The organism is Aerococcus kribbianus (genome assembly GCF_026805545.1).
GTDB lineage: Bacteria > Bacillota > Bacilli > Lactobacillales > Aerococcaceae > Aerococcus > Aerococcus kribbianus.
In genome coordinates, this window is sequence record NZ_JAPRFR010000001.1 from 859299 (window position 1) to 882464 (window position 23166).

20 protein-coding genes and 1 riboswitch are annotated in these 23166 nt (G+C 40.3%); of the genes, 5 read left to right on the plus strand and 15 right to left on the minus strand.

All coding sequences use genetic code 11. The features are described 5' to 3' along the window. Position 1: 1 nt before the first annotated feature. Entirely contained in the window at positions 2-751 is a 750-nt protein-coding gene (locus OW157_RS04030) for an ABC transporter ATP-binding protein (protein ID WP_268752052.1), read from the plus strand. Between the two features lie 15 nt (positions 752-766). Continuing rightward, positions 767-2068: an MFS transporter gene (locus OW157_RS04035; RefSeq protein WP_268752053.1), complete on the plus strand. Its 1302-nt coding sequence runs from the start codon at positions 767-769 to the stop codon at positions 2066-2068. Between the two features lie 511 nt (positions 2069-2579). On the opposite strand, the gene OW157_RS04040 is transcribed toward OW157_RS04035, so the two are convergent. Genes OW157_RS04040 through OW157_RS04050 form a run of 3 tightly spaced genes read right to left on the minus strand, consistent with a single transcriptional unit; the run spans position 2580 to position 4028 of the window. Beyond that, positions 2580-3461 carry a M23 family metallopeptidase gene (locus tag OW157_RS04040; RefSeq protein WP_268752054.1) on the minus strand — a complete coding sequence of 294 codons (882 nt, stop codon included), beginning with the start codon at positions 3459-3461 and terminating at the stop codon, positions 2580-2582. A gap of 8 nt (positions 3462-3469) precedes the next feature. Further along, complete coding sequence (locus tag OW157_RS04045; RefSeq protein ID WP_268752055.1) at positions 3470-3670, minus strand: helix-turn-helix transcriptional regulator; 201 nt, start codon at positions 3668-3670, stop codon at positions 3470-3472. Beyond that, positions 3663-4028, minus strand: a complete 366-nt coding sequence (locus OW157_RS04050; RefSeq protein WP_268752056.1) for a DUF3796 domain-containing protein — start codon at positions 4026-4028, stop codon at positions 3663-3665. The genes OW157_RS04045 and OW157_RS04050 overlap by 8 nt, the downstream gene beginning before the upstream one ends. 256 nt (positions 4029-4284) lie before the next feature. After that, positions 4285-4382, plus strand: a riboswitch (SAM riboswitch). 68 nt (positions 4383-4450) lie between these two features. On the opposite strand from OW157_RS04050, the gene OW157_RS04055 reads away from it, so the two are divergent. Then, a complete protein-coding gene (locus OW157_RS04055) occupies positions 4451-4759 on the plus strand; it encodes a hypothetical protein (RefSeq protein ID WP_268752057.1) in 309 nt (102 codons plus the stop codon). Positions 4760-4897: 138 nt separating this feature from the next. Here OW157_RS04055 and OW157_RS04060 read toward each other — a convergent pair whose 3' ends face one another. The 4 genes from OW157_RS04060 to rlmD form a co-directional block, all read right to left on the minus strand. After that, the gene (locus OW157_RS04060; protein WP_268752058.1) at positions 4898-5224 is read right to left on the minus strand and encodes a putative quinol monooxygenase; all 327 of its coding nucleotides are present in this window, start codon (positions 5222-5224) and stop codon (positions 4898-4900) included. Between the two features lie 75 nt (positions 5225-5299). Beyond that, on the minus strand, positions 5300-6319 hold the full coding sequence (locus OW157_RS04065) for a creatininase family protein (RefSeq protein ID WP_268752059.1): 1020 nt from the start codon (positions 6317-6319) through the stop codon (positions 5300-5302). Positions 6320-6717: 398 nt separating this feature from the next. Beyond that, positions 6718-7248, minus strand: coding sequence for a hypothetical protein (locus OW157_RS04070; RefSeq protein ID WP_268752060.1), 531 nt, complete (start codon positions 7246-7248; stop codon positions 6718-6720). A 153-nt stretch (positions 7249-7401) separates the two neighbouring features. Next, positions 7402-8781 carry a 23S rRNA (uracil(1939)-C(5))-methyltransferase RlmD gene (gene rlmD, locus OW157_RS04075; RefSeq protein ID WP_268752061.1) on the minus strand — a complete coding sequence of 460 codons (1380 nt, stop codon included), beginning with the start codon at positions 8779-8781 and terminating at the stop codon, positions 7402-7404. 177 nt (positions 8782-8958) lie between these two features. On the opposite strand from rlmD, the gene OW157_RS04080 reads away from it, so the two are divergent. Beyond that, complete coding sequence (locus OW157_RS04080) at positions 8959-10443, plus strand: DUF1846 domain-containing protein (protein ID WP_268752248.1); 1485 nt, start codon at positions 8959-8961, stop codon at positions 10441-10443. Positions 10444-10567: 124 nt separating this feature from the next. Here OW157_RS04080 and OW157_RS04085 read toward each other — a convergent pair whose 3' ends face one another. Both OW157_RS04085 and OW157_RS04090 read right to left on the minus strand, forming a co-directional pair. After that, a complete protein-coding gene (locus OW157_RS04085) occupies positions 10568-14200 on the minus strand; it encodes an FtsX-like permease family protein (RefSeq protein ID WP_268752062.1) in 3633 nt (1210 codons plus the stop codon). Positions 14201-14215: 15 nt separating this feature from the next. Beyond that, entirely contained in the window at positions 14216-14917 is a 702-nt protein-coding gene (locus OW157_RS04090; RefSeq protein WP_268752063.1) for an ABC transporter ATP-binding protein, read from the minus strand. Between the two features lie 183 nt (positions 14918-15100). Between OW157_RS04090 and OW157_RS04095 the strand changes: the two genes are divergently transcribed. Beyond that, positions 15101-15640 carry a TetR/AcrR family transcriptional regulator gene (locus OW157_RS04095; protein ID WP_268752064.1) on the plus strand — a complete coding sequence of 180 codons (540 nt, stop codon included), beginning with the start codon at positions 15101-15103 and terminating at the stop codon, positions 15638-15640. Positions 15641-15694: 54 nt separating this feature from the next. On the opposite strand, the gene OW157_RS04100 is transcribed toward OW157_RS04095, so the two are convergent. The 6 genes from OW157_RS04100 to ligA form a co-directional block, all read right to left on the minus strand. Then, positions 15695-16165, minus strand: a complete 471-nt coding sequence (locus OW157_RS04100; protein WP_268752065.1) for an S-ribosylhomocysteine lyase — start codon at positions 16163-16165, stop codon at positions 15695-15697. A gap of 513 nt (positions 16166-16678) precedes the next feature. Continuing rightward, a complete protein-coding gene (gatB, locus tag OW157_RS04105) occupies positions 16679-18109 on the minus strand; it encodes an Asp-tRNA(Asn)/Glu-tRNA(Gln) amidotransferase subunit GatB (RefSeq protein WP_268752066.1) in 1431 nt (476 codons plus the stop codon). Positions 18110-18123: 14 nt separating this feature from the next. Beyond that, complete coding sequence (gatA, locus tag OW157_RS04110) at positions 18124-19575, minus strand: Asp-tRNA(Asn)/Glu-tRNA(Gln) amidotransferase subunit GatA (RefSeq protein ID WP_268752067.1); 1452 nt, start codon at positions 19573-19575, stop codon at positions 18124-18126. Continuing rightward, a complete protein-coding gene (gatC, locus tag OW157_RS04115) occupies positions 19575-19880 on the minus strand; it encodes an Asp-tRNA(Asn)/Glu-tRNA(Gln) amidotransferase subunit GatC (RefSeq protein ID WP_268752068.1) in 306 nt (101 codons plus the stop codon). Before gatC ends, gatA begins: the two co-directional genes overlap by 1 nt. Positions 19881-19984: 104 nt before the next feature. After that, positions 19985-21100: a CamS family sex pheromone protein gene (locus OW157_RS04120; protein WP_268752069.1), complete on the minus strand. Its 1116-nt coding sequence runs from the start codon at positions 21098-21100 to the stop codon at positions 19985-19987. Positions 21101-21150: 50 nt separating this feature from the next. Further along, on the minus strand, positions 21151-23160 hold the full coding sequence (ligA, locus tag OW157_RS04125; RefSeq protein ID WP_268752070.1) for an NAD-dependent DNA ligase LigA: 2010 nt from the start codon (positions 23158-23160) through the stop codon (positions 21151-21153). Between the last annotated feature and the right edge of the window lie 6 nt (positions 23161-23166).

Here is a 23166-nt window from a genome sequence, read left to right on the forward strand (position 1 = left end):
GATGACAAGTTTACTTCAAGCAAAAACGATTAATAAATCCTTCGGTGAAGGCAAAGGACGTAAACAAGTGCTCAAGAATATCTCTGTCAGCATACAAGACCAAGACTTTATTGCTATTATGGGGCCCTCTGGATCTGGCAAATCAACCCTACTCTTTACCATTTCCGGTATGGATACCATTGATAGCGGTCAAGTGCTCTTTCAAAATCAAGATTTAGCACAATTATCTGAAAGAAATTTAGCCCAAATTAGACGGCAAGAAATGGGCTTCGTTTTCCAACAAGCAGGATTTATCCCCCAAATTCCCCTCATTGATAATATCGTGTTAGCTAGCTACAATGACTATCCGTCCAACAAAAAAGCTCTCTATCAAAAAGCCAAAGCCCTAATGGTTAAAGTGGGGATTGACGGTCTAGAAGAACGATTAGTGAGTCAAGTATCTGGTGGTCAATTACAAAGAGCCACCATCTGCCGAGCTATCCTCCACCAACCCAAGCTATTATTTGCCGATGAGCCGACTGGGGCCCTCAACAGTCAAAATTCTCAGGATATTTTGACTTTATTTACAAACTTAAACGCCGATGGAATGACCATTGTACTCGTCACCCATGATCCTATGGTAGCCGCTAAAGCGAAACGCATTTTATTTATGAAAGATGGACAAATTGAATCTGACCTCCAGTTTACACAAGACGACAGCAATCAAAAACATCAAGTTGTCCTAAGCAAAATGGCCGATTTAGGAATCTAAGGGAGGAGAAGAGCGATGCATCAAGCCAATAAAACCTTTCGTCCTTTTCTATTGCTTTGGATAGGGCAACTAATCGCAGTCTTCGGGCATGGGGTATCTTCCTTTGCCTTGGGTCTACATGTCTATACCCTAACGCACAAAGCCACTGCCATTTCTATGGTGAGTTTAGCCGCTTTTCTTCCCAGTATTTTACTGGCTCCCTTAGCTGGCGCCCTAGCAGATCGCTGGGACCGACGTCTTCTCATGATGATTGCTGATGGGGTGAGCTCCCTAGGACTGATTGCTATCCTAAGCCTTAATCTCATGGGACAATTAACAATTTGGTCTACCCTACTGGCTGTCAGCTTCTCATCCATTTTTCAAGCGCTCCTTGAGCCAGCCTATCGGGCTAGCATCTCGGATATGCTTAGCGAAGCGGACTACGCCAAAGCGTCTGGCTTAGTCCAACTAGCTTCATCGACCAAATTTTTAATTGCTCCGGTTATTGGTGGCTTTCTAATGACACAAGCAAATGGCATTAACCTTGCCTTACTAATCGATATTTCGACCATTCTAGTAACGCTTGCGACCACCCAAATAGTAAGAAAACGTTGGCCAGGAAACTTTGCAGCTAACAAGCAAGCTGATAGTATTTGGTTACAAGTTAAAGAGGGAACTAGCTACCTAAAGACTAATCCAGGCATCCTTTATCTCATGATTTTTTCCACCTGTATTACTTTTTATCTAGGTAGCATCCAGGTGCTTATCCAACCCCTAGTCTTAACAGTTGGTGACAGTCAAAATCTCGGCCAAGTGATTTCGCTCGGGGCAACAGGAATGTTAATGGCTAGCCTATTAATTGGATGGAAGGGAATCCCATCTGCCCAAGAATTAAAATGTCTAATCATTGCCAGTTGCTTATGTGGTTTATTTATTATTGGATTAGGACTGAGTAACAAGCTTCAGTACATGACGCTCGCCATATTATTAATTTTTTCAAGCTTGCCAATAATGACGACTGCTTTGGAAACCCTGATGCGCTTTATCATACCAGTAACGATTCAAGGTCGTACATGGGGCATGCTCTCTTTTCTCTCCCAACTAGGTTACCTAGTCGCCTATCTTCTAGCGGGCCCCTTGGCTGATTTTATTTTTGACCCCTTGGCCAGTTCATCTAGCCATTTAATTAATAGCCAGTTAGGACACTGGCTAGGAAATGGCCCAGGTCGGGGCATCTCCTTTCTCTTCATCATCGCTGGTCTCTTATTGATTGCTAGCAGTTTCATATTAGTGCAGTTAAAACCTATTAAACAAATGAGTCATCAGCTCCACCAATAATAGATGATAGTTTAATCTTTTATTAATTCGGAGAAAGGGTGGCAAGAGTCATTTAGTGATGTAACGTTGGACCAAAACTCAAAGGATGGCAAACGTCATCAAAGAACTTTAGAAAAGGTAGTCTGTTCAGACTTTTGGAATCTGACTAAAGGTGTTAGTCATTCAAGAATCGCGAAACATTTCACTGAAATGTGGCTTATTTGCAGAATAAGTTGTCATTCCCAGATTGGTAATTACATTTCTTTGAAGAATTTTTACTATTTGAATAAGTAAACGAAAAACCCATTAACTAAACAATTAGATAACTTATTAATGAAATAATCTATCTATAATAGTAAATGAAAGTATAAGCACTTACCCAGAAAGCTCAGATAAGTGTTTTTAATCTCTATAGTCGTCTTCACGAAATCGTTATTATGTGGCTAGAGAAGGTAGCATAGATAAATTTCATAAGTTTTCAAAAGACTGATATATGGAATTATTTCTATCCTAATTTTTATGTTTAGTAATTTTATTCAAACTTGTTACTAACAATAAGTCCTCGGTGAATATAGCTAGCTTTTGCTGTAGAATAGTCAAAACTAGGACTACTTATTCTCTTATCATAGGTGTCATAATCTTTTATTTCATCAGTATTTATGTCTTTGAACTTAATGGGAAGTCCAGCTGATAATACAAAACCTTGTCGATTTTGTATATGAAAATGTATGTGAGGTTCTGTCGTATTCCCAGAATTTCCACACTCAGCTATTTTTTGATATCTTTTTACTTTGTCACCCTTTTGTACTAAAAAACTATCTGGTTTTATATGTGCAATGAATGAATATTCATCTTCTGCATGTTTAATAACGATATAATTCCCTCTAATATCTTTTATTAATGGATCCGTAGAGTGATCTGGCATGATTTTACTATCTTGGCACTTATTGGAAACTTCAACGACTATGCCATCTGCAGGAGATGTTATTGGCTGGCCATAACACAAATAATTTTCTAAAATGTTTCTATCTCCACTATAACTTTTTAATTCGCGATTTACTTTTATAAAATCATAGGCATATCTTTGAGCGTTTATCGTCCAGGAATGAGATAATTCTGTATCAACTCCGCCATTTATAACTGCCCATTCCCCTGTAAATGGTAGTGAATAGTCTATTTTGCTATTATAATTATCAACATTGGGAACTGGTTTATTAATTATGGGTATGGCAAACATTCCTATTAATTGGCCCAATAATTGAATAAAAATTGGTAGCATCATTAATAACTCTATAATTGCAAATAACCAAAACAACCAAAAAAATTTCCAAATTTTTGCATCAGAAAAAAATATGGGTAAACCCAACAGTCCTATCCACTTCAAATATGATGTTATTTTAATGAAAACTCTCATAAAGCCTCCTATTCATCTATAACTTTAAAGATATCTTCAATCTTCACATCAAACACTTTCGCTATATCCCAAGCTAAAACTAACGAAGGATTATAACGCCCATTCTCCAAGTTTCCAATAGTTTCTCTTCTAACTCCAACAAGCTTAGCAAGTTCAAATTGCGTCATATTTCGCTTAGCTCTATACTCTTTTATTCTGTTCTTAATCATTTTTTATTCCTATTTTTTCTCTAATTTCATAGTTCAAGATTAGAATTGTATAAACTAATATCGATATCGACCAAGAAAGTGCTAAAGAAAAAATCAATGATTTGTATAATTCATGATTTAGAACGAATAGTGAAATAAACATGGCTAGTACAAAAGATATACTATTCGCATAAAAAGATATCATCGCTGATTTATTCATATAAGCTTCCATCATTTCATCTGTTTCTTTAAATAAATATTGAAAATGTATTATGAAGGCAAAAAAGCATAAAAATATTTTCTGATCTGTAAAAATTCCTACTAAACTAAGAAGTGACAATAAACCTAATGAGCCATACATTAATTTAGATTTATTCATTTAAGTCTCCTTTGTGATTTATTTTTATCTTTATGTTACAAATATACCACATTACTTCGCATTTTGCACCCCAAGGCCAATTTTTTAGAAAATTTTTATAGACCGTACACTGTTAGTTTGATAATCAATTAACACAATCTATAACTATTAGTACAAATCAAACAAAGCTAAGATTTTTGACCCACCTTCTTATTAAAATTTACCATTGGCAAAGTCTAACTGGTATGCTAGTATTTTAACTATAATAATCAATCACAACTTATCCAGAGTAAGTGGAGGGAATTGGCCCGACGAAACTTCAGCAACCTGCCCCTAGGTAAGGTGCTAAATCCAACTCATTGAGAGAGATAAGTCTATCCTTGTAAGGCATGACTTCTCTGGTTGTGCTTTTTTATTATAAGTATTATTCAAGGAGTGATTTGATGACAAAGTTAGACAACACACCAGGTAAGGCACATTTCAAACAGTTTGATTTTTCTCAGTGGACGCTAGAACAGCGCTTATACTTTCTAGAAATGGCCATAGAGAAACGGGTCAAATGCCTACGAGATAAAATAAACCCTGAAGTTCCTGCTAGTGCCGGGATAATTTATAATCGTTTACGGCTGCCCTATCAATGTCAAAAATGCATTGACGTCCTCAAAGCAAATCAGCAATTAACAGACCAAGAACGCGAAGCAGAGATTCGCCATATTGAAATCCGATTTTTTGGTGCCCTAGAAACAAAATAAAAATCCCTTTAAGCATTTAAAAAGAGCTTGGCTATAAAGCTAAGCTCTTTTTATGAGTAATTATACTGTTCTTTGATTTTTTATCACAAAACCCCCAAGTTGACCATAATCAATCAGCTTGGGGGTTTTAAAATAAACTCAATCTTTAATAAAAGCTTGGTCGCTATCTGGAACCTGGTCTTGATTAATTTGATAACGGTTGACCGTCATTGTTAGTTGATACTTCTCTCTCAAGGAAATGATTTCTTCCATCATCGCTGAAGCATGATGGTGGTCAATAGCAGCCTGATCCACCCAAACATCAACCAGTCTGACCACATCTTGCTTATCCCAAGGAAGATAGTAGTCATAAACTAAATTCCCCTCTTGGGCCCGGATACGATCCACAATACCTTGATCAACCATCTCTTGAGCAAATCGTGAGGCTTGTTCACCCTGATAATCAATCGTGATAAGTATAGCCATGATTACTTCCTTTCGTATTAGGACAATTATCATTAACTTATTCGTAGTAATTTAAAATGATTCCATCTCTTGCCCTTACCAAAATTTAACTGGGAGACCACCTTTTTTGCGACGGTTTTGGCGCTTACGTGGTTGGCGCTTAGCTTTATTGGTTGAGGATTGCTTTAGATTTGTCGCTTGATTAACGTCTGATTGCGCTTCATCAGTATTTGGCTCATTTCGTTTAACATTGCTATGCTTTTTGATTTGACCTGGTTTTTGGTTGAAGGCAGCTGGACTATTGGGCCGGCTGTTTAGCACTTGGTCAACATAGTCTGCATGAATGGTCATCTCATCCAAAATTCTTGGCAAATCAATTTGGTCAGCAACTCTTTCTAACATTGGCAACCCTTCTTTAGCAAGTTTTAAACGGGTTTCTTCATCTGGAATGGCTGTCGTTGGCATATGTTCCCCTAAATCAGCAAAATAATAACCAATTGCGCCACTCTCATAGGCTTGTTTTTTTAAATAGCCAAATTGGCCACTGTCATTAGGAAACTCATGGTCAAATTCAGTGGTTAGTGGCACTTCATCCAAACGATTCTGCAATAGATAGGCCGCCAAAATCATTCGGTCAAAATTGGCCAGCATATCAGGCCCTTCAAACAAGCCAGTTTGTTGCAGAGCCATAGCAATGTCGATATAGAGAATACCCACACCCGTCTCGTCAAAGAAATCACGAACGACTGGTTGCATAGGAATGTGGGCTGGCCCATGTAGGGAGAAATAAATTTGTCGGGTAAAACCAGACTGTAAGAGACTCTTAGCAACACCATAAAGTAACTGGCTAGATTCCTTAACCGTTAATTGAATAGTTCCTCTAGCACTAGCAGTCGCACCAGAATAAATATAAGGAATATTAGGCAATACCAAACAATTCACACGCTTGGCCAGAATTAGAGCTAGGCCCTGACTCACTACTGTTTCACAATCTAAGGGCATTCCCCCATGGACTTCAGTTGGACCAAACGGCACTAAAACAACATCCTCTTGATTGAGATAGGCTTCCACTTCTTGATTCGTTAATTGGTTGAGAAAATGACGACGTAATTCCATCTTAAACCTCCTTAAAAGACGAATGACATTTCTATGTTTATTTTATCACAATAACGCTTACATTAGTGATTGATAAACGAATTTTGTAGCAAATCATTTAAAATCTAAGTAATCATCGTCTGGAGTCGAAATGAACAACCAGTAAAAAAGTTAATCTCACATTAGCCCTATCTTTCAAACAAGGTTACTGCTTCCACATACAGCGTCATTAAATCATAGATTAAATTTATTATGGGAACTGAGTCATTTTATTTAAATATCAATTTTACTCTCAACTTTTCCTTCAGAAGCATCCAATCAAGTCTTTAATCCTATATGATCCCTGTTAGGAGTTATGCTTTCTAATTTGTTATATTTTAGCTTCTACTGCCACAGACTCTTATCAATAAAGACTGAAACTAATCCCCAAGATGCTGCCTCAAATCTTCGTAGAGAGCCTCTAAGTCCTGACGATTCACAGGTAAAATTGGAAATGAAATGCCTTGAGCAGTCAAGCTCGTCGAAAACGTACCATCTAAAGAAAAAACTTTTCTAAAGGAAGAAAAAATCGTTAAGACACCTACAATAATGAAGGGCCACTTAATTCCTGGTATGGCAACTAAATAGCCGATAATTATCGATGCAATTCCTACCAACGTATAAAGAAAACTATAATTTTCACCAAAATCCACTCTAGCAATTTTTCGGTATGGAATCATAATGTGCTCAACACCAATTTGAATCAAGCCCAAAATATCATTAGTGGAAATAATTTCTAAATAATTCTGATACAAATAAACTTCCACCGTTTGACTAGCTTGCCAACGAGAAATTTGAATATTATAGGACTTATAAGGAACTTCTTTGCCACTACTTTCTGGACCTTGTGTCTGAGACAAGTGATGTGTTTGAGAGCTAGTCACTGATTTTTCATGATTTTTTGGGTCCATTCAAGTTCTTCCTTTCTATATAAGTGGTGTATAAGACACTTTCAGTCTAATTTACAAATACTCACTTGGCAATTTCTAATGATTTCAAGATTAAATCCAGTAAAATGGCTGACCTAATCATTGTCTAATTACACCTTTCCGCCTTATAGCAAGTCAAACTTTGTTTTTTGTTAAGAGAACGCATGCTTCAACATGCGGCGTCTGTGGGAACAAATCCACCGGCTGGACACTTTTGGCATGATAGCCAGCCGACACAAAAAGATTGAGGTCTCTAGCTAGTGTGGCTGGATTACAAGACACGTAAACAATTTTATCAGGACTTAATTCAATGACAGTCTCCACAAAGTCTTGGGCTAAGCCTTTACGGGGCGGGTCAACAACTACTGTATGGGGGTGAATCCCCTCTGCTTGCCAGTCACGGATGACATCTTCTGCCTTACCTACTTGAAATTCGACGTTATCTATTTGATTCGCTCGGGCATTAGCCTCAGCCATGGCGATGGCATCTTCCACTACTTCCACACCATAGACCTTGTGAGCAGACTGGGCCAAGCATAAAGAAATACTCCCAATACCGCAATAAGCATCAATAACGGTTTCTTCAGAACTAATTTCCCCGACACGGACGGCTTCTTGATAGAGGCGTTCAGCTTGGGGAGTATTGACCTGGAAGAAACTTTTGGCTGAAATAGCAAAATCCAAACCTAACATTTGATCATGATAAACGTCTTGGCCATAAAGAACCGTTTGCTTGGCTCCCATAATTACGTTGGTTTTTTTAAGATTATGATTGATCACCACTGACACTAAATTGGGTAGGGCTTGAAGTAATTCTTCTTTAATCGCTGTTGCTTGTGGTAATTCATGGCCATTAATTACTATCACAAGCATCAGCTCATTAGTGTAATAGCCCTTGCGTACAACAAGATGGCGGATAAGGCCTTTACCGGTTTTTTCATCATAGGACGATACATGATAGTGATTAAGAATACTTATAACTGTCTGTAAAGCCTCGTCGATGCCTGGTAGCTGGATTTGATAATTCTTAATTGGTAGAATTTCATGGGAATTCTGCCGATAAAATCCCGTGTAGAGTTGACCTGGTTGACCAGCAACAGGGACCTGAGCCTTATTACGATAAGCCCAAGGATCAGTCATTCCTAGGCATGGCTTCACTTCAACACCAGATAGAGAAGTGAATTTTTTTAGGCTATCCTTGACCGTTTTTTGTTTAAGTTTTAACTGAGCAGGATAGGCCATATGTTGTAAGGACATTGTTCCGGTCCGCAAGCCATCTTCATCACGGAGCGCTACTCGGTCGGGACTGTCATTATAGCGCTCTATGACTTTAGCGAAGCCAAATTTCTTGCCGACTTTCAGTACATGAACTTGACACTTTTCTCCGATTAAGGAATTGGCAATAAACAAGGGGTAGCCATTAATCTTAGCCACACCCATACCTTGATAAGTTAAGTCACTAATTTCGACATCAATTTTTTGATTTTTTGCAACTGGTAAGTCTCGTTTGGCCATAGTGCCACCCCTCATTTCATAGTCCTTTTCATTGTAGCATAATCTAATAAGGTCAAACAGCTTCTAACTATTCCTGCTGAGTTTATTTATATTAATCATTGCCAAATATTTCCAGATGCCGTATGATAATAAGATGTAATTGTTGCAGTAAAGTACAAAGGATTGAGGGATGTCATGATGAAAAAAACTGCTTTTGATTCAGCGAAATATTTACAACTTCAAAAAGATCATATCCTCGAACGTATTGACCAATTCGAAGGAAAACTTTATATGGAATTTGGGGGCAAGATGCTAGAAGACTACCATGCTGCCCGTGTCTTACCTGGCTATGAACCCGACAACAAAATTAAATTATTAAAAGAGCTCAAGGACCAAGTGGAAATCGTCATCGCTATTAACGCTGACCAGATTGAACATTCCAAAGTACGTGGTGACTTGGGCATTTCTTATGATCAGGAAGTTTTACGTTTAATTGATACTTTCAATGAGTTGAATATTTTTGTGGGATCAGTTGTCATCACCCAGTATAACAACCAAGCAGCTGCGGATGCCTTTAGAAAGCAATTAACCAGTTACAATATTCCTTCTTACCTGCACTATCCAATTGATGGTTATCCTACTGCCATTGACCACATTGTTTCTGAAGCTGGTTTAGGGCGTAACGATTATATTCAAACTAGCCATGATCTTATCGTTGTAACTGCACCTGGTCCAGGAGCTGGGAAATTAGCCACATGTATTTCCCAACTCTATCATGACCAACTTCATGGCATTAAATCCGGCTACGCTAAATTCGAAACCTTCCCAGTATGGAACTTGCCCTTACACCATCCTGTTAACTTAGCTTATGAAGCCGCTACTGCTGACTTAGATGATGTTAACATGATTGACCCTTATCATTTAGATGCTTATGGCAAAAAGGCCGTAAACTATAATCGTGACATCGAAGTCTTCCCAGTCTTGAACCGAACCTTTGAACGAATTATGGACAAGTCCCCTTATGCTTCGCCAACCGATATGGGGGTCAACATGGTTGGCTATTCTATCATCGACGAAGACGCCGCCATTGCTGCTTCCAAGGAAGAAATCATCCGTCGTTACTACCAAACCGTGGTTGATTATAAACGCGAACGTGTAGCAAAATCTGCCATCCAAAAAATTGAGCTTTTGATGAATGATACGAATATTTCGCCTGAAGATCGCACCGTCACCCTAGCCGCACGGAAAAAGGCCGAAAGTACTGGTAATCCTGCGCTCGCAATGGAATTACCAAATGGCGAAATTGTGACAGGTAAGACCTCCGATTTATTTGGCCCCACTGCAGCAGTCATTATTAACGGTATAAAAAAACTTGCCGGTATTGCCAAAGACACTCATTTAATTGAGCCAGAATATGTCAAACCTATCCAAGGGTTAAAAATCAACCACCTAGGAAGTCACAATCCTCGCTTACATTCTAGCGAAATCTTAATCGCTCTAGCCATTACAGCCAAATCTAAAGAAGTTGCTGACTTAGCAATGAATCAACTCGGTAACCTACAAGGCAGCGAAGCCCACTCTACCGTTACCCTACCTGAAGAAGATCAAAACGTCCTAAGAAAACTCGGCATCAACGTGACCTTCGACCCCGTTTATCAGCACGACAAATTCTATCGGAAATAAAAAGGGGGCGACGAAAGTCATCAAGACCAAAAGCTTTGGACCAAAAGCTCACCCTCTCTACATAAATAAAAAGACCGATCCTTCATTAGGATCGGTCTTTTCATATCCACTGTAACTTATGCAACTATTCAGATGATTGCAGGGCCTCGAGCATATCAACACGGCGTAAACGTCGATTAACAATTACACCTAAAACAGCTACGATACCCACAATTGCAATAATCGGTATCAAGTAAACTTCTGGAGTGGCAGTCGGATTAAACATAATATTGTCTGTCCCGATTACCCGCAAGAGCACTTGGTGGAGGAGATTTCCTGCCAACAAGCCCACTATAATCCCAACAAATGATAAGATAATCGTCTCCCGGTAGATATACATGGTGACTTCTTTATTATGAAATCCTAATACTTTGATAGTAGATAACTCTCGCATCCGTTCAGCAACATTAATATTAGTTAAGTTATATAGAATAACGACACCCAATAAGACGGATAATATAATCAAGATAATCATAACCGATTCCAGTGATGAGGAAATTGAATCCAATAATTGGACCATACCCGTATTTTGAATCACTGCTGCTACTGCATCCATAGCCATAAAATCGGCCGCTACATTTTCAACCTGTGTCCGATCATGATTCTCTAAGTTTACCAAATGGGCATTGACAGTAAAATCATTACCAGTCAACTCTTGATAATAATTAGCCGTCATAAAGGCGAAGTGACCCGCATACATTTCCGTAATACCTCTTACCTTGGCTTGGTATTCTTGATCATCCAATGTAATTGGGATACTATCACCAACTTCAGCACCATAAAGATCAGCAATTTTTTCAGAAATTACAATACCGTCATCGGATAATTCAATCGGTTCTTGACTCTTACGATCACGCAAACGAACAAACTGATGTAATTGATCAGGCTGGTCAGTGATATAAGTCACTAATTGTTGATTTTCTGTTACTCCTGGAATTTCTTGCTCAGCTGGGAAATAAGCCACATCTAGGTGCGCTTTAACCTCATCTCTGTCTAAGGCCTGGCTGAGCGCTCCTTCCTCTTGACTCTCTATGTCATCTGCTTGGGCGACGACCATATCATATTGAATAATGTCTTCAAACTGGCTATCGGTGACCCCTGAAATTGAGGACCGAATGCCCAAGCCTCCAAATAAGAGGGCCACTGAACCAGCTACCCCAAACACGGTCATCAACATTCTTTGTTTATAACGGAAAATATTACGCGCGGTGACTTTTTGATTAAAGCGCAGCCGCTTCCAGATAAAGCTTATGCGTTCTAATAGGATTTTCTCACCAGCGACTGGTGGTTTGGCTTGAAGTAAGAAGGCCGGTTCTTCAGTTAATTCCTTGCGTGCCACATACCAAGCCGGTAGCACTGCTGATACTAAGGCAAGTGCAATGGCTAAAAGAATATAAGCAGGATAGAAATAGAGATTCGATTCGCCAATGACAGTAGTCGCAGAAATGATATCCCCAATGATCGGTGAAACGAAATAGTTACCCAGCAAAATACCAATGACTGTACCTATCATCGATGACACAAAGCCATAGATAATAAACTTGGCAATAATTTGTCGGTTGGTGTAGCCTAAAGCTTTCAATAAACCAGCGTTTTGTCGTTCTTCATCCACAAAACGGGTCATCGTTGTAAAGGTCACCATGGCTGCTACTAAATAAAGGACAATAGGAAAGATATTAGCGACTGCATCAATTGATGACACGGCATTGTCATAGGTCATATAACCGTCTGAACCCGGTAGAGTCGTCCGTGTATAGACAGTATATTCAGGAGCCGTTAAATCAGCTAATTCTGACTGAGCTTGGTCCAAATCAGCTTCAGCTTCTGCAATTTCCGCTTCCGCATCTACACGTTTTTCGGCAAAGTCATCACTGGCTTGAGCTAATTCAGCCAGTGCTTGGTCAATTTCTGCTTGATTTTGAGCAATTTGTGCCCAAGCCAAATCAAGTGCTGTCTGTCCAGCTTGTAATTGGGCCGCCTGTTGATCAAGTTCGGCTTGGCCAGCTGATAATTGCTCTTGTGCTGCTTGATAGCTGGCTAGCTGACTTTGGTATTCTTGGCGCCCTTCTTGATAAGCTAGTAACGCATTTTGATAGTCCGCTTCTTCTTGGTCTAAACGGTCTTGGACAACTTGCAATTGGGATTGGCCTTGACTAGCTTGATTTTCCAATTGACTTAGTCTATCTTTTAAGCCTGCAATTTCTGCTTCTAAGCGAGTAATCTGACTGGCTGATTGCTTATCTTCTGCCTGATCTTGATTGGGAGATTGATCAGTGTCAGAGGGCTGGCTTTGACTAGTGTCTTGCTTGTCGCCTTGTTCTTCTGGGGTGCTATTATCATTTTCAGATTTATCACTTAGACCTGCTTCGTCATCGCTTGCTTCTTGGGATTCTTCTTGGTCATGCTTAGCAGTGTCACTATCCTCACTAGTGACATCTTGACTTCCAGCTCGGTTATTATCAGTCTCTAATAGAGAAACCGACCATTGTCCATTTGCCGGACTAGTTACTGGACTCACTGCTTGAGAGGGTTGCGATTTTAAATCTTCAAGTTGCGATTCTTTGTTAGCAATCTCTTGCTCTAAATGAGTCTTAGCAGTTTCTAAATCAGTAAACTCATCTTTTCGATCTGATAAACTCGCTTGACCTTGGTCAATCCCTTGCCGCCAAAGTGCTAATTGAGTTTGACTATTAGCCAAACCTCTGGCTGCTTGATCTAATGCTTGGCCAAAAGAGCTTAATGCAGATTGCGAACTAAAAATTTCAGATTGAGCTCCTTGCAACTGAGCAAAGCCTTGGTCAAGTTGGGCTTGTTCTTGGGATAAACTAGCGCGAGCTTGATCGATTTGTGCTTGGCCATCATCTGCTTGAGCGTGCCCATCTGCAATTGCTTGGCTGGCATCTGCTAATTCTTGTTTTGACTCATCAATCTCAGCCTGAGCCCTATCAATTTCTTCTTGGCCGTCAGCTTGCATAGCCGCTAATCGTTTTTCTCCGTTATCAGCGATAAGATCTTCTAAGTCAGTTTTTATGTCTTCTTCTTTTTCCTTATAGGCATCAGAGGTATAAGTCAACCCCTCTAAATCAGCGAACTTCAAACGCGCAATGGTGTAGTATTCAGAGTCAAAGCTCTCTTCACTCACTACAGCATAACCGGTTAGTTCACCGAAACCTGCTCCGGCGTTTCCCATGGCTTGATGGTCCCAAATTTCTGAAGAATTAACAAAACCCGTTACCGTAAAACTCTCTTGGTTTAACAACTGTTCATCTTCTGATCCCTTTTGCGTGAAGTGAATGGTATCCCCAATCGCATAGTCTGAACGCATATTATTGTCCAAAGCGATTTCGTCACTCTTGGATGGCATCTCACCTGCGACTAATTCAAATTGAGAAATATCTTCAGTTTCGGAAAAAACTCGAACAGCATCGTTAGTATTTTCTATACTAACATCAGTAAAATAACCAAATTCCACTTGGCTATCAGCAATATTACTAAGTTCTTCTTCATCGTCTTCGCTTAAGCCTAAATCTGACATTACCGCGAAATCCAACATATTTTGCTGGTCGATAAATTCTTGGGCAGTTTTTTCTAAGTTAGGACCAGTGACTTTCAAGGCAATTAAAGCCACCGTACCTATCATCATCAGGGAGAAGATAGATAGGAAACGTCCCATTGAGGAGGTAAAGGATTGGCGAATATCTTTCCAATAGGTTTTCATACCGGCAAACACCTCCTAATATTCTAATGTAGCAATGTCTTGCGGATTGTCATTGAGTTCAATATCAGATACAGTGGCATCACGCATACGGATTACTCGGTCCGCAATCGGAGCTAGCGCCCCATTATGCGTTACAATGATCACTGTTGTCCCTTCTTGTCGGGCTTGGTCTTGGAGAATTTGTAGGACTTGTTTCCCAGTGTTATAGTCCAAAGCTCCTGTAGGTTCATCACACAGAAGTAATTTGGGTTTCTTGGCAACGGCTCTGGCAATCGAAACTCGCTGCTGCTCCCCACCTGAGAGTTGGGCAGGAAAGTTATTGACCCGGTCTCCTAAGCCAACTTCTTCTAAAATTTGTACTGGGTCCATAGCATCATCAACTAACTCTGAAGCCAATTCCACATTTTCCTTGGCAGTTAAATTACCTACTAAATTATAGAATTGGAAGACAAAACCAATATCATGGCGACGGTATTCCGTCCGTTCGTGAGAATTTAATGTGGCAATATCCTTACCGTCGATTAAAACTTCGCCCTCATCATTAGTGTCCATCCCACCTAAAATATTAAGCAAAGTAGACTTCCCAGCTCCTGAAGACCCGAGTATAATCACTAACTCGCCCTTTTCTACTGAAAAATTAACATCTTCATTGGCCGAAACCGTTGTTTCCCCCATTTGATAACGTTTGGAGGAGTGATTAACTTCAATATACGACATTCTTGTTGACCCCTTTTTTAAATAAACTTGAATCTTTCTATGGTTTTTGATTATAATGTAAACACCAACTAATCAACACGTTGTTGATTAAGGCATAGTAATAGTGTAAAAGCTGTTAGACTAAATGGCAATAATCAATAATCAACACTTTGTCTATTTAACGATTTTTAAGGGGGAACTCGTATGGTCACTAGCCGACAAACTCAGACCAAGCAAAAAATCAAAGAAGCCTTGACCCAATTACTAAAACAGGCGCCTTTTGAAGAAGTCTCTGTGACCGCTATCTGCCGGCAAGCTAAGATTAATCGCGGGACCTTCTATCTCCATTATCTGGACAAGTATGATCTTATGGATAAGTTAAAGGAAGATACCCTAGGACACATCTATGATATTCTCACTGAAGAAACTAACCAGCTAAGTAAAGCCGTCATCCATGATATTCTCTGGGATATTTATGACGACTTCGAATTCATTTCCGTCCTTTCACGAACACCTTATGTAAAATTTTCGGAGTCCATCCATCATTTCATTGCCTCTATCCTTCACTTGAATCCTAAAATTGAAAAACAAATCACGCTATTCTTTGGCATTCCCAAAGAGTACGCCCTAGCTGCCTACATTGCTTCACTAGAAGCAGTTATTAGCCGTTGGATTGCTAATGGCGGCAAGGAATCGCCTGACCAAATGACTGAAATTATCTACCAAGTATCAGCATTAGAATAAAAAAAGTCACCATGACTACTTGCTTTAAGCAAGCTAAACATGGTGACTTTTATTTTAAGAAAATTGCCGTTCAAAGGCATCTAAGCTGAACCCTTGCGCCAAAATCTCTTGCGCATAGGCTTGAGCTCCCCATAAGGAATGATCACGGTAGTTACCACATTGTTGCCGTTCTGTTCCTTGGACATCATCCCAAGTTGATTTCATAATATCCTCAAGGGTTTTTGTAATCGCATCAGCCGCTTCAGCAACTGTTCGTTCACCCCAACAAATCATATAGAAACCCGTCCGACAGCCCATAGGAGACACATCAATCACATTATCCATGTAGTCACGAATATAGGCAGCAATCAAATGCTCCATGGTATGTAAGGCTGAAGTGGGAATGGCAGCTTGGTTGGGTTGGACAAAGCGTAAATCGAATTTAGTGATACGATCGCCATTAGGTCCTTCTTCAGCACCAGCTATCCGAACATAAGGAGCTTTGACTGCATCATGGTCTAGGGAAAAACTTTCAACTTTTGCCATAAGGTCTTCCTTTCTTCTTACTTGGTCTTACTTATTAGTCGGGCTCCAAAAGTCAGAATAGACTGCCTTTCCCAAAATCTCTTAGATGGCTTTTTGCCATCTTTCATGTTTTGGTCCAAGGCTTCTATTCTTATCGACTTTCATCACACCCTGCTTAGTCGAGCTCGCAATCGCAGGGCCGGCGTCCATTTCTGAATAAGCCATCAAAATAGCTTTCACTATTTTTTGTCTCATTCCGATATGGTCCGTCCCTTAACGCGATTGACTCACATCCTTTTTAGTCGAGTTCTGAAAAACAGCCCCATCAGTATTTTCTGCAAATGAGTCAATATTCTACGAATACTTCCCATTTTCAGACAAATCCTTTGAGGCTAACTGTTTTTCATCTCATCCTGTTTAGTCGGGCTCTGAAAAGCAGGACTGACATGCGTTTCCCAAAAGTCTTTGCTAGCTAGTTGCTATCTGCAGTCTTTTGGTCCAACGAGTCAGTCCTAACGCTTTTCATCGCACCCTTTATCTTTTCTCTAGTTCTTGAGTCAATAATTGGTTAACGACTTGTGGGTTGGCTTGACCACGAGTAGCTTTCATAATTTGTCCGACTAGGAATCCAGTGGCTTTCTTCTTACCTGCCTTGTAGTCATCGATTGATTGTTGGTTGTTATCCAAGGTTTCAGTGATGATTGGTAGAAGTTGTTCTGGATCAGAAAGTTGCACTAGTCCTTCTGCTTCGACCACTTCTTTGGCGTCTCCACCTTTTTCAGCTAGTAGACGGAAAACTTTCTTGGCTTGTTTGCTAGAAATAGTGCCGTCGTCAATAAGGTTAATCATTTGCGCCAAGTTTTCTGGGGTCAATTCGATTGTTTCTAAGCTTTCCCCTTTATCATTTAGATAGGCAGACACTTCACCCATCAACCAGTTAGACGCTTGTTTAGGATCCGCTTCTTGGTTGACTGTTGCATCAAAGAAATCAGACATTTCTACAGATTGAGTCAATACCTTAGCATCGTATTCTGGCAAGCCGTAGTCGGAAACATAACGGTTACGCCGTTCAGCTGGCATTTCTGGTAGGGAATCCTTGATATCCTTCAACCAGTCATCATCCACATGAAATGGTGGCAAGTCAGGTTCTGGGAAGTAGCGATAGTCTGCCGCCCCTTCCTTAACCCGCATCAATTGGGTTTTACCGGTATTTTCATCATAACGTAGGGTTGCTTGTTCAATCACGCCACCTGAATTCAAGACTTGGGCTTGGCGTTTTTCTTCGTAGGCAAGACCCTTACGAACGAAGTTAAAGGAGTTAAGGTTTTTGATTTCAGCCTTAGTTCCAAACTCTTCTTGACCATATGGGCGGATGGAAATATTGGCATCACACCGCATAGAACCTTCTTCCATCTTCACATCAGATACACCAGTAAATTGAATAATTTCTTTGATTTTTTCCAGGTAAGCATAGGCTTCTTCTGGTGAACGCATGTCTGCTTCTGACACAATTTCAACTAGGGGTGTCCCTTGGCGGTTAAGGTCTACTAGGGAATAACCACCATCACCATGCATATTTTTTCCGGCGTCTTCTTCTAAGTGTAGACGTTCGATACCAATACGTTTAGTTTCACCATCAACTTCGATTTCTACCCATCCATTTTCTCCAATAGGCTGCCATAATTGTGTCGTTTGGTAAGCCTTAGGATTATCAGGATAGAAATAGTTTTTCCGGTCAAAATGTTGCACTGGATTAATGTCACAGTTCAAGGCTAGAGCAGCCTTGATTGCATATTCTACCCCACCACGGTTAATTGTTGGTAGAACCCCTGGATATCCCCAGTCAATCATATTAGTGTTGGCATTGGGTTCCGCTCCAAAGTGGGCAGGTGATGGAGAGAACATCTTAGAATCGGTTTTTAATTCAACGTGGACTTCTAGTCCAATAACTGTTTCGTAATTCATCTGTATCTCCTTCCTTACTCTGGATGTTTTTGACTAGCATCGTTAACTTGTTCTAGGCTATAAGCAGCCCGGTAGATGCTTTCCTCGTCAAAGTAGTTACCAATGATTTGAATACCAATTGGTAAGCCGTTTTGGTCAAAACCAGCTGGCATAGATAAACCTGGTAATCCAGCAAGGTTAACAGGAACAGTTAATAAGTCAGCTTGGTAGGTTGCTACTGGGTCTTTTTCGTTTTCACCGAATTTATAAGCCGCAGATGGCGCAACTGGACCAACAATTAAGTCATAGTTTGCAAATAATTCTTTGAAGCCTTCTTTGATAAGAGTCCGAACTTTACCTGCTTGCATAAAGTAATCATCAATATTTTCAGAAGCAATAGAGAAAGTACCAGTCATTAAGCGCCGTTTTACTTCCATACCAAAACCTTCAGAACGAGATTTAATATAAAGGTCTTCTAGAGATTCAGCATCTTCTGCTCGGTAACCATAACGGATACCATCATAACGTTGGAGGTTAGATGAGGCTTCGGCAGAGGCAATCACATAGTAAACAGGAATATTATAAGCCATATTAGGCAAGTCTACCGTGTCTACTTGAGCACCCTGTTCTTCTAATTGTTTAATAGCCGTTTCGACCACTGTCTTGGTTTCTTCATCAACGCCTGGGCCAAAGAATTCTCTTGGTACGGCAACCTTGAAGCCTTCAATGCCTTGTTTATATGTTTGGCTAAAAGCTGGGACATCAAGTTCAGCTGAGGTGGAGTCTTTATCATCATGACCAGCAATCGTTTCTAGCATAATTGCATTATCTTCTACACTACGCGTCATTGGTCCCACTTGATCAAGTGAAGATGCAAAAGAAATGACACCCCAACGTGACACGCGACCATAAGTTGGTTTCATCCCAACAATACCTGTAAAGGAAGCAGGTTGACGGATTGATCCACCAGTATCAGAACCTAATGAGGCAAATACTTGGCCGGCAGAAACTGTGGCTGCCGATCCCCCACTAGAGCCACCTGGAACATAGTCATGGTTCCAAGGGTTTTTGGTAGGACCAAAGTAAGAAGTCTCTGAAGACGCACCCATGGCAAACTCATCCATGTTGGTTTTACCCACAATAATTGCACCAGCTGCCTTTAGTTTTTCAATAACAGTGGCGTCAAAGAAAGGGACAAAGTCTTCTAACATCCGTGAAGCAGCAGTAGTTGCAATGCCATCAGTTAGAATATTATCCTTAATCCCGATTGGAATCCCTTGCAAGGGACGGTCAGTAGAATACCCCTTGTCATCACTTGCTTTAGCCGCTTCAAGCGCTTGGTCTTTGGCGAGTGAAATAAAGGCATGGATTTCTGGTTCAGTAGCTTCAATACGAGCGAAGGCTTCTTCTACTAATGCCACTGCACTTGTTTCTCCTGCCACTAGGGCTTGGTTTAGTTCGCGAATGCTTTTGTCAAAGTAAGTCATTAAGCCTTCCCTCCGTCCGTATCAATAATTGCTGGCACTTTGATGAAGCCGTCTTGTTCTGATTTTACATTTTTAAATAATAAGTCACGGTCAGTACCTGCTTGCGCTTTATCAGCTCGCATAACATCTGATTTATCAATTGCCCATGACATAACGGGGACATCTGTGGTGTCTACCTCTTGAAGGCGTTCAAACATCCCTAAAATTGAATCAAATTCTTGAGTAAATTGATGAACTTCATCTTCTGTAAATTCAAATTTTGCTAATTTCGCAATGCGTTTTACTTCTTCTTCGGAAATCGCCATGAATTAACCTCCTAATTTTTTCATTCTGTTTTATTTTATCATACTCTGGGAACAATGAGAATTTTTCCTGAATGCTCGTTTATGGCCTTCAAGTCATTAACTGATTATAAAATAGTATAGTTAAATGTATCTGATCCACTTGGCCGTGAAAGCACTGCTCGTGTACCTGATGGGGAATGAATTTCAATCTCTATACCTAGGTTCTTATTAAATAAGTTACTAGCGGCATCAATCGCTTTTTGAGTTAAAGCCAGTGTTTCCGTGTAACCATCAAATTGGCTGTTAATCGTAATATGGAGTGAATCTAAATTACCATCCACATAACGCCCCACGCCAGAAATACCAGAAAGTTGTGGGAATAAACCTTCTACTTCCGATTGAAATTGCGATACTGCTTCCCCATCCTCTTCATTAGGTGCAGAATCTACCCCATAAACCACATAGTCAACATTGTAATCCACCCAATCATTTAATTCGCTACCTTCTGATACCATGGCTTCTGTTGCAAAGGAGCCCCCTCCGATATCATCTACGGCCGCATTGGTAAAGATTGCCACTTGGATAGGAATGGATTGATAGTCCTCATTTTCACGAATTTTGCTGACAATAGTTTGAGCCATTTCTTTTCCCTTAGCGATTTGGGTTTCACGATCAATTTCCACCTTCTCTTCATTGTCATCATTAGTGAAGGTATCACTCTCATTCATCGCTAGGGCGATACTAATACCTTGCAAGGTAAGATTGCCATCATCGTTTTCCTGCATTAAATTATATTCCAAGATTGAATTTAAGTAGCGCGGTTCAAAATTATCACGTTTTTGGGAATTATAACCGGATGGGTTGAGCCCTTCTGGATTATCATCAGACTGGGCACCTAACCAAGCATTGGCTTGGTCCTCAGATATCACCTTACCCTCACGGAAGAGGAATTCGTCGGTTGGGAAAACGCCTTGAGCTAATTCATAGAGCCCTTTTTCCATGTTTTTCATATTGGCATCAGAACTCGGTCCTGCCTGTAGACCACGTGTATTATTGACATCGTAGGTATTATCTTCAATAACCGCTTGATAATAATCTTCTGATAATTGTTGGGTGGCTTCATTCTGATTCTCATTATTTTGACTATCTCCTTGGTTAGCAATATCTTCAAATTGCTGACAAGCTGTTAGAGTCATCGTAAGTACCGATAGGACTGCTAGTCCTCTTAGTTTTTTTAACATGCTTGATTTCCTTTCCATCCCTATTCATCATCGATGTCATAAAGTGTCTATTAATTAGAAAAGTGCAATACAAGTTCTTCTTCGTCGTATATCTCGATGCCTAATTTTTGGGCTTTTGCCAACTTGGATCCTGCGTCATCACCAGCAATCAAGAGATCCGTTTTACTAGAAACAGAACCAGTTACCTTACCCCCTAAGGATTCAATTTTGTCTTTGACCTCTTGACGGGTAAAACGGTCCAACCTACCTGTAATAACGACGGTCAAGCCTTGCCAGAAGGAATCTGAATCAGCTACTGTAGCCTGACTTGGTCCTAGGTAAGTCATATTGACTCCTGCTTCTTGCAAACGTTGGATGAGTTTCTGGGCTTCGTCTGTTTGAAAGAATTCCACCACAGAATCAGCTATAATGACTCCAATTCCATCGATAGCTAAGAGATCCTCTTGACTAGCCACCATTACTTGCTCCATACGCATAAACACGCTAGCAATCTGTTTGGCTGCTTTAGCTCCTACATGGCGCATACCTAAAGCAAACAATAGCTTCTCCAAGGAATTTTCCTTACTATTTTCAATAGCAGATAAAATGTTTTCTGATGCCTTATCTCCTATTTTATCAAGCTGGACAAGATCTGCTTTACTTAATTGATAGAGGTCTGCTGGGTCAGCAATCATGTCACAATCAAAAAGTTGATCGATAATTTTAGGACCCAATCCAGTAATATCCATGGCTTGCCGGGAAACAAAGTGATAGAGTTTTTCCCGTGCCTGAGCAGGACAAGCCAAATTCAGACATCTCAAGGCCACTTCTTCCTCTAAATGGGCTAAATCAGACCCACAAACTGGACACTGACTAGGCTCTGGATAAGCTTGACTATCATCGGGGCGGGCATCTAAATCAACACTGACCACTTCAGGAATAATATCTCCAGCCTTATGAATAATCACCTGGTCACCAATCCGGATATCCTTGGCACGGATTAAATCCATGTTATGTAGGGAAGCTCTCTGCACTGTTGATCCTGCCAAAAGGACCGGCTCCATCACTGCTGTTGGGGTGACTACCCCTGTACGACCCACTGTCCATTCAATGGTTTTTAATTGTGTTTTTGCTTCTTCAGCTGGAAACTTGTAGGCAATCGCCCATTTAGGCGCTTTTACCGTCCGACCTAATTGCTCTTGTTGATCAAAATCAGATACCTTAACCACAATCCCATCAATATCATAAGGCAAATCATGGCGATTGTCTCCCATCTCTATAATGTAATCCCAAATCTCATCAGCAGAATGACAAGTGCGGTGGAGAGGGTTGACTTGGAATTGATAGTCAGGAAACTTAGCAAAGAGATCTGCCTGACTGTGAATCCCTAAGTCCTCTGAAAAGACGCCACTATAGAGAAAAACATCCAATTGACGCCGTGCCGTTACCTTAGGATCCAATTGCCGAATAGTTCCAGCAGCGGAATTTCGTGGATTGGCAAAAGTAGCTAGACCAGCAGCTTCTCGATCTTGGTTAAGCTTCAAAAAGGAAGACTTGGGCATGAAGATCTCTCCTCGTACCTCGATGTCTAGGGGCTCAGATAGTTTCTTAGGAACGGATTCAATGGTTTTAACATTGGCGGTAATATTCTCCCCTATTTCACCATTTCCACGGGTCGCTGCTTGTACATAGCGTCCTTTTTCATAGTTAATGGCAACAGATAAACCATCAATTTTTAATTCACAAACAAACTCTACTTGCTTGCCTAGTTCCTTATAAACATTGGCCACAAAGCGGTCAATATCTTCACGATTAAAAGCATTGGCTAGAGAAAGCATTGGTTGAGAATGTCTAACCTTAGCAAAAGTTTCTGATACTTGGTCGCCCACACGTTGGCTAGGCGATTCACTAAGAATATAATCAGGATAGTCTTGCTCTAAACTTAAAAGTTCTTGATATAGACGGTCGTATTCGGCATCAGAGACACTAGGTTGGTCGAGTACATAATATTGGTGGGCCAAGTGATTTAATTGGTCAACTAAATCATGCATCCGTTGTATGTTTTCTTGATCTTTAGTCATGTGTAC

Coding starts and splice junctions, on each gene's coding strand:
- ligA (WP_268752070.1), bottom strand. CDS start 23,160: ATGACTAAAGATCAAGAAAACATACAACGGATGCATGATTTAGTTGAC.
- OW157_RS04040 (WP_268752054.1), bottom strand. CDS start 3,461: ATGAGAGTTTTCATTAAAATAACATCATATTTGAAGTGGATAGGACTG.
- OW157_RS04070 (WP_268752060.1), bottom strand. CDS start 7,248: ATGGACCCAAAAAATCATGAAAAATCAGTGACTAGCTCTCAAACACAT.
- OW157_RS04085 (WP_268752062.1), bottom strand. CDS start 14,200: ATGAAAACCTATTGGAAAGATATTCGCCAATCCTTTACCTCCTCAATG.
- OW157_RS04095 (WP_268752064.1), top strand. CDS start 15,101: ATGGTCACTAGCCGACAAACTCAGACCAAGCAAAAAATCAAAGAAGCC.
- gatC (WP_268752068.1), bottom strand. CDS start 19,880: ATGGCGATTTCCGAAGAAGAAGTAAAACGCATTGCGAAATTAGCAAAA.
- OW157_RS04100 (WP_268752065.1), bottom strand. CDS start 16,165: ATGGCAAAAGTTGAAAGTTTTTCCCTAGACCATGATGCAGTCAAAGCT.
- gatB (WP_268752066.1), bottom strand. CDS start 18,109: ATGAATTACGAAACAGTTATTGGACTAGAAGTCCACGTTGAATTAAAA.
- gatA (WP_268752067.1), bottom strand. CDS start 19,575: ATGACTTACTTTGACAAAAGCATTCGCGAACTAAACCAAGCCCTAGTG.
- OW157_RS04090 (WP_268752063.1), bottom strand. CDS start 14,917: ATGTCGTATATTGAAGTTAATCACTCCTCCAAACGTTATCAAATGGGG.
- OW157_RS04035 (WP_268752053.1), top strand. CDS start 767: ATGCATCAAGCCAATAAAACCTTTCGTCCTTTTCTATTGCTTTGGATA.
- OW157_RS04080 (WP_268752248.1), top strand. CDS start 8,959: ATGAAAAAAACTGCTTTTGATTCAGCGAAATATTTACAACTTCAAAAA.
- OW157_RS04060 (WP_268752058.1), bottom strand. CDS start 5,224: ATGGCTATACTTATCACGATTGATTATCAGGGTGAACAAGCCTCACGA.
- OW157_RS04055 (WP_268752057.1), top strand. CDS start 4,451: ATGACAAAGTTAGACAACACACCAGGTAAGGCACATTTCAAACAGTTT.
- OW157_RS04030 (WP_268752052.1), top strand. CDS start 2: ATGACAAGTTTACTTCAAGCAAAAACGATTAATAAATCCTTCGGTGAA.
- OW157_RS04045 (WP_268752055.1), bottom strand. CDS start 3,670: ATGATTAAGAACAGAATAAAAGAGTATAGAGCTAAGCGAAATATGACG.
- OW157_RS04050 (WP_268752056.1), bottom strand. CDS start 4,028: ATGAATAAATCTAAATTAATGTATGGCTCATTAGGTTTATTGTCACTT.
- rlmD (WP_268752061.1), bottom strand. CDS start 8,781: ATGGCCAAACGAGACTTACCAGTTGCAAAAAATCAAAAAATTGATGTC.
- OW157_RS04065 (WP_268752059.1), bottom strand. CDS start 6,319: ATGGAATTACGTCGTCATTTTCTCAACCAATTAACGAATCAAGAAGTG.
- OW157_RS04120 (WP_268752069.1), bottom strand. CDS start 21,100: ATGTTAAAAAAACTAAGAGGACTAGCAGTCCTATCGGTACTTACGATG.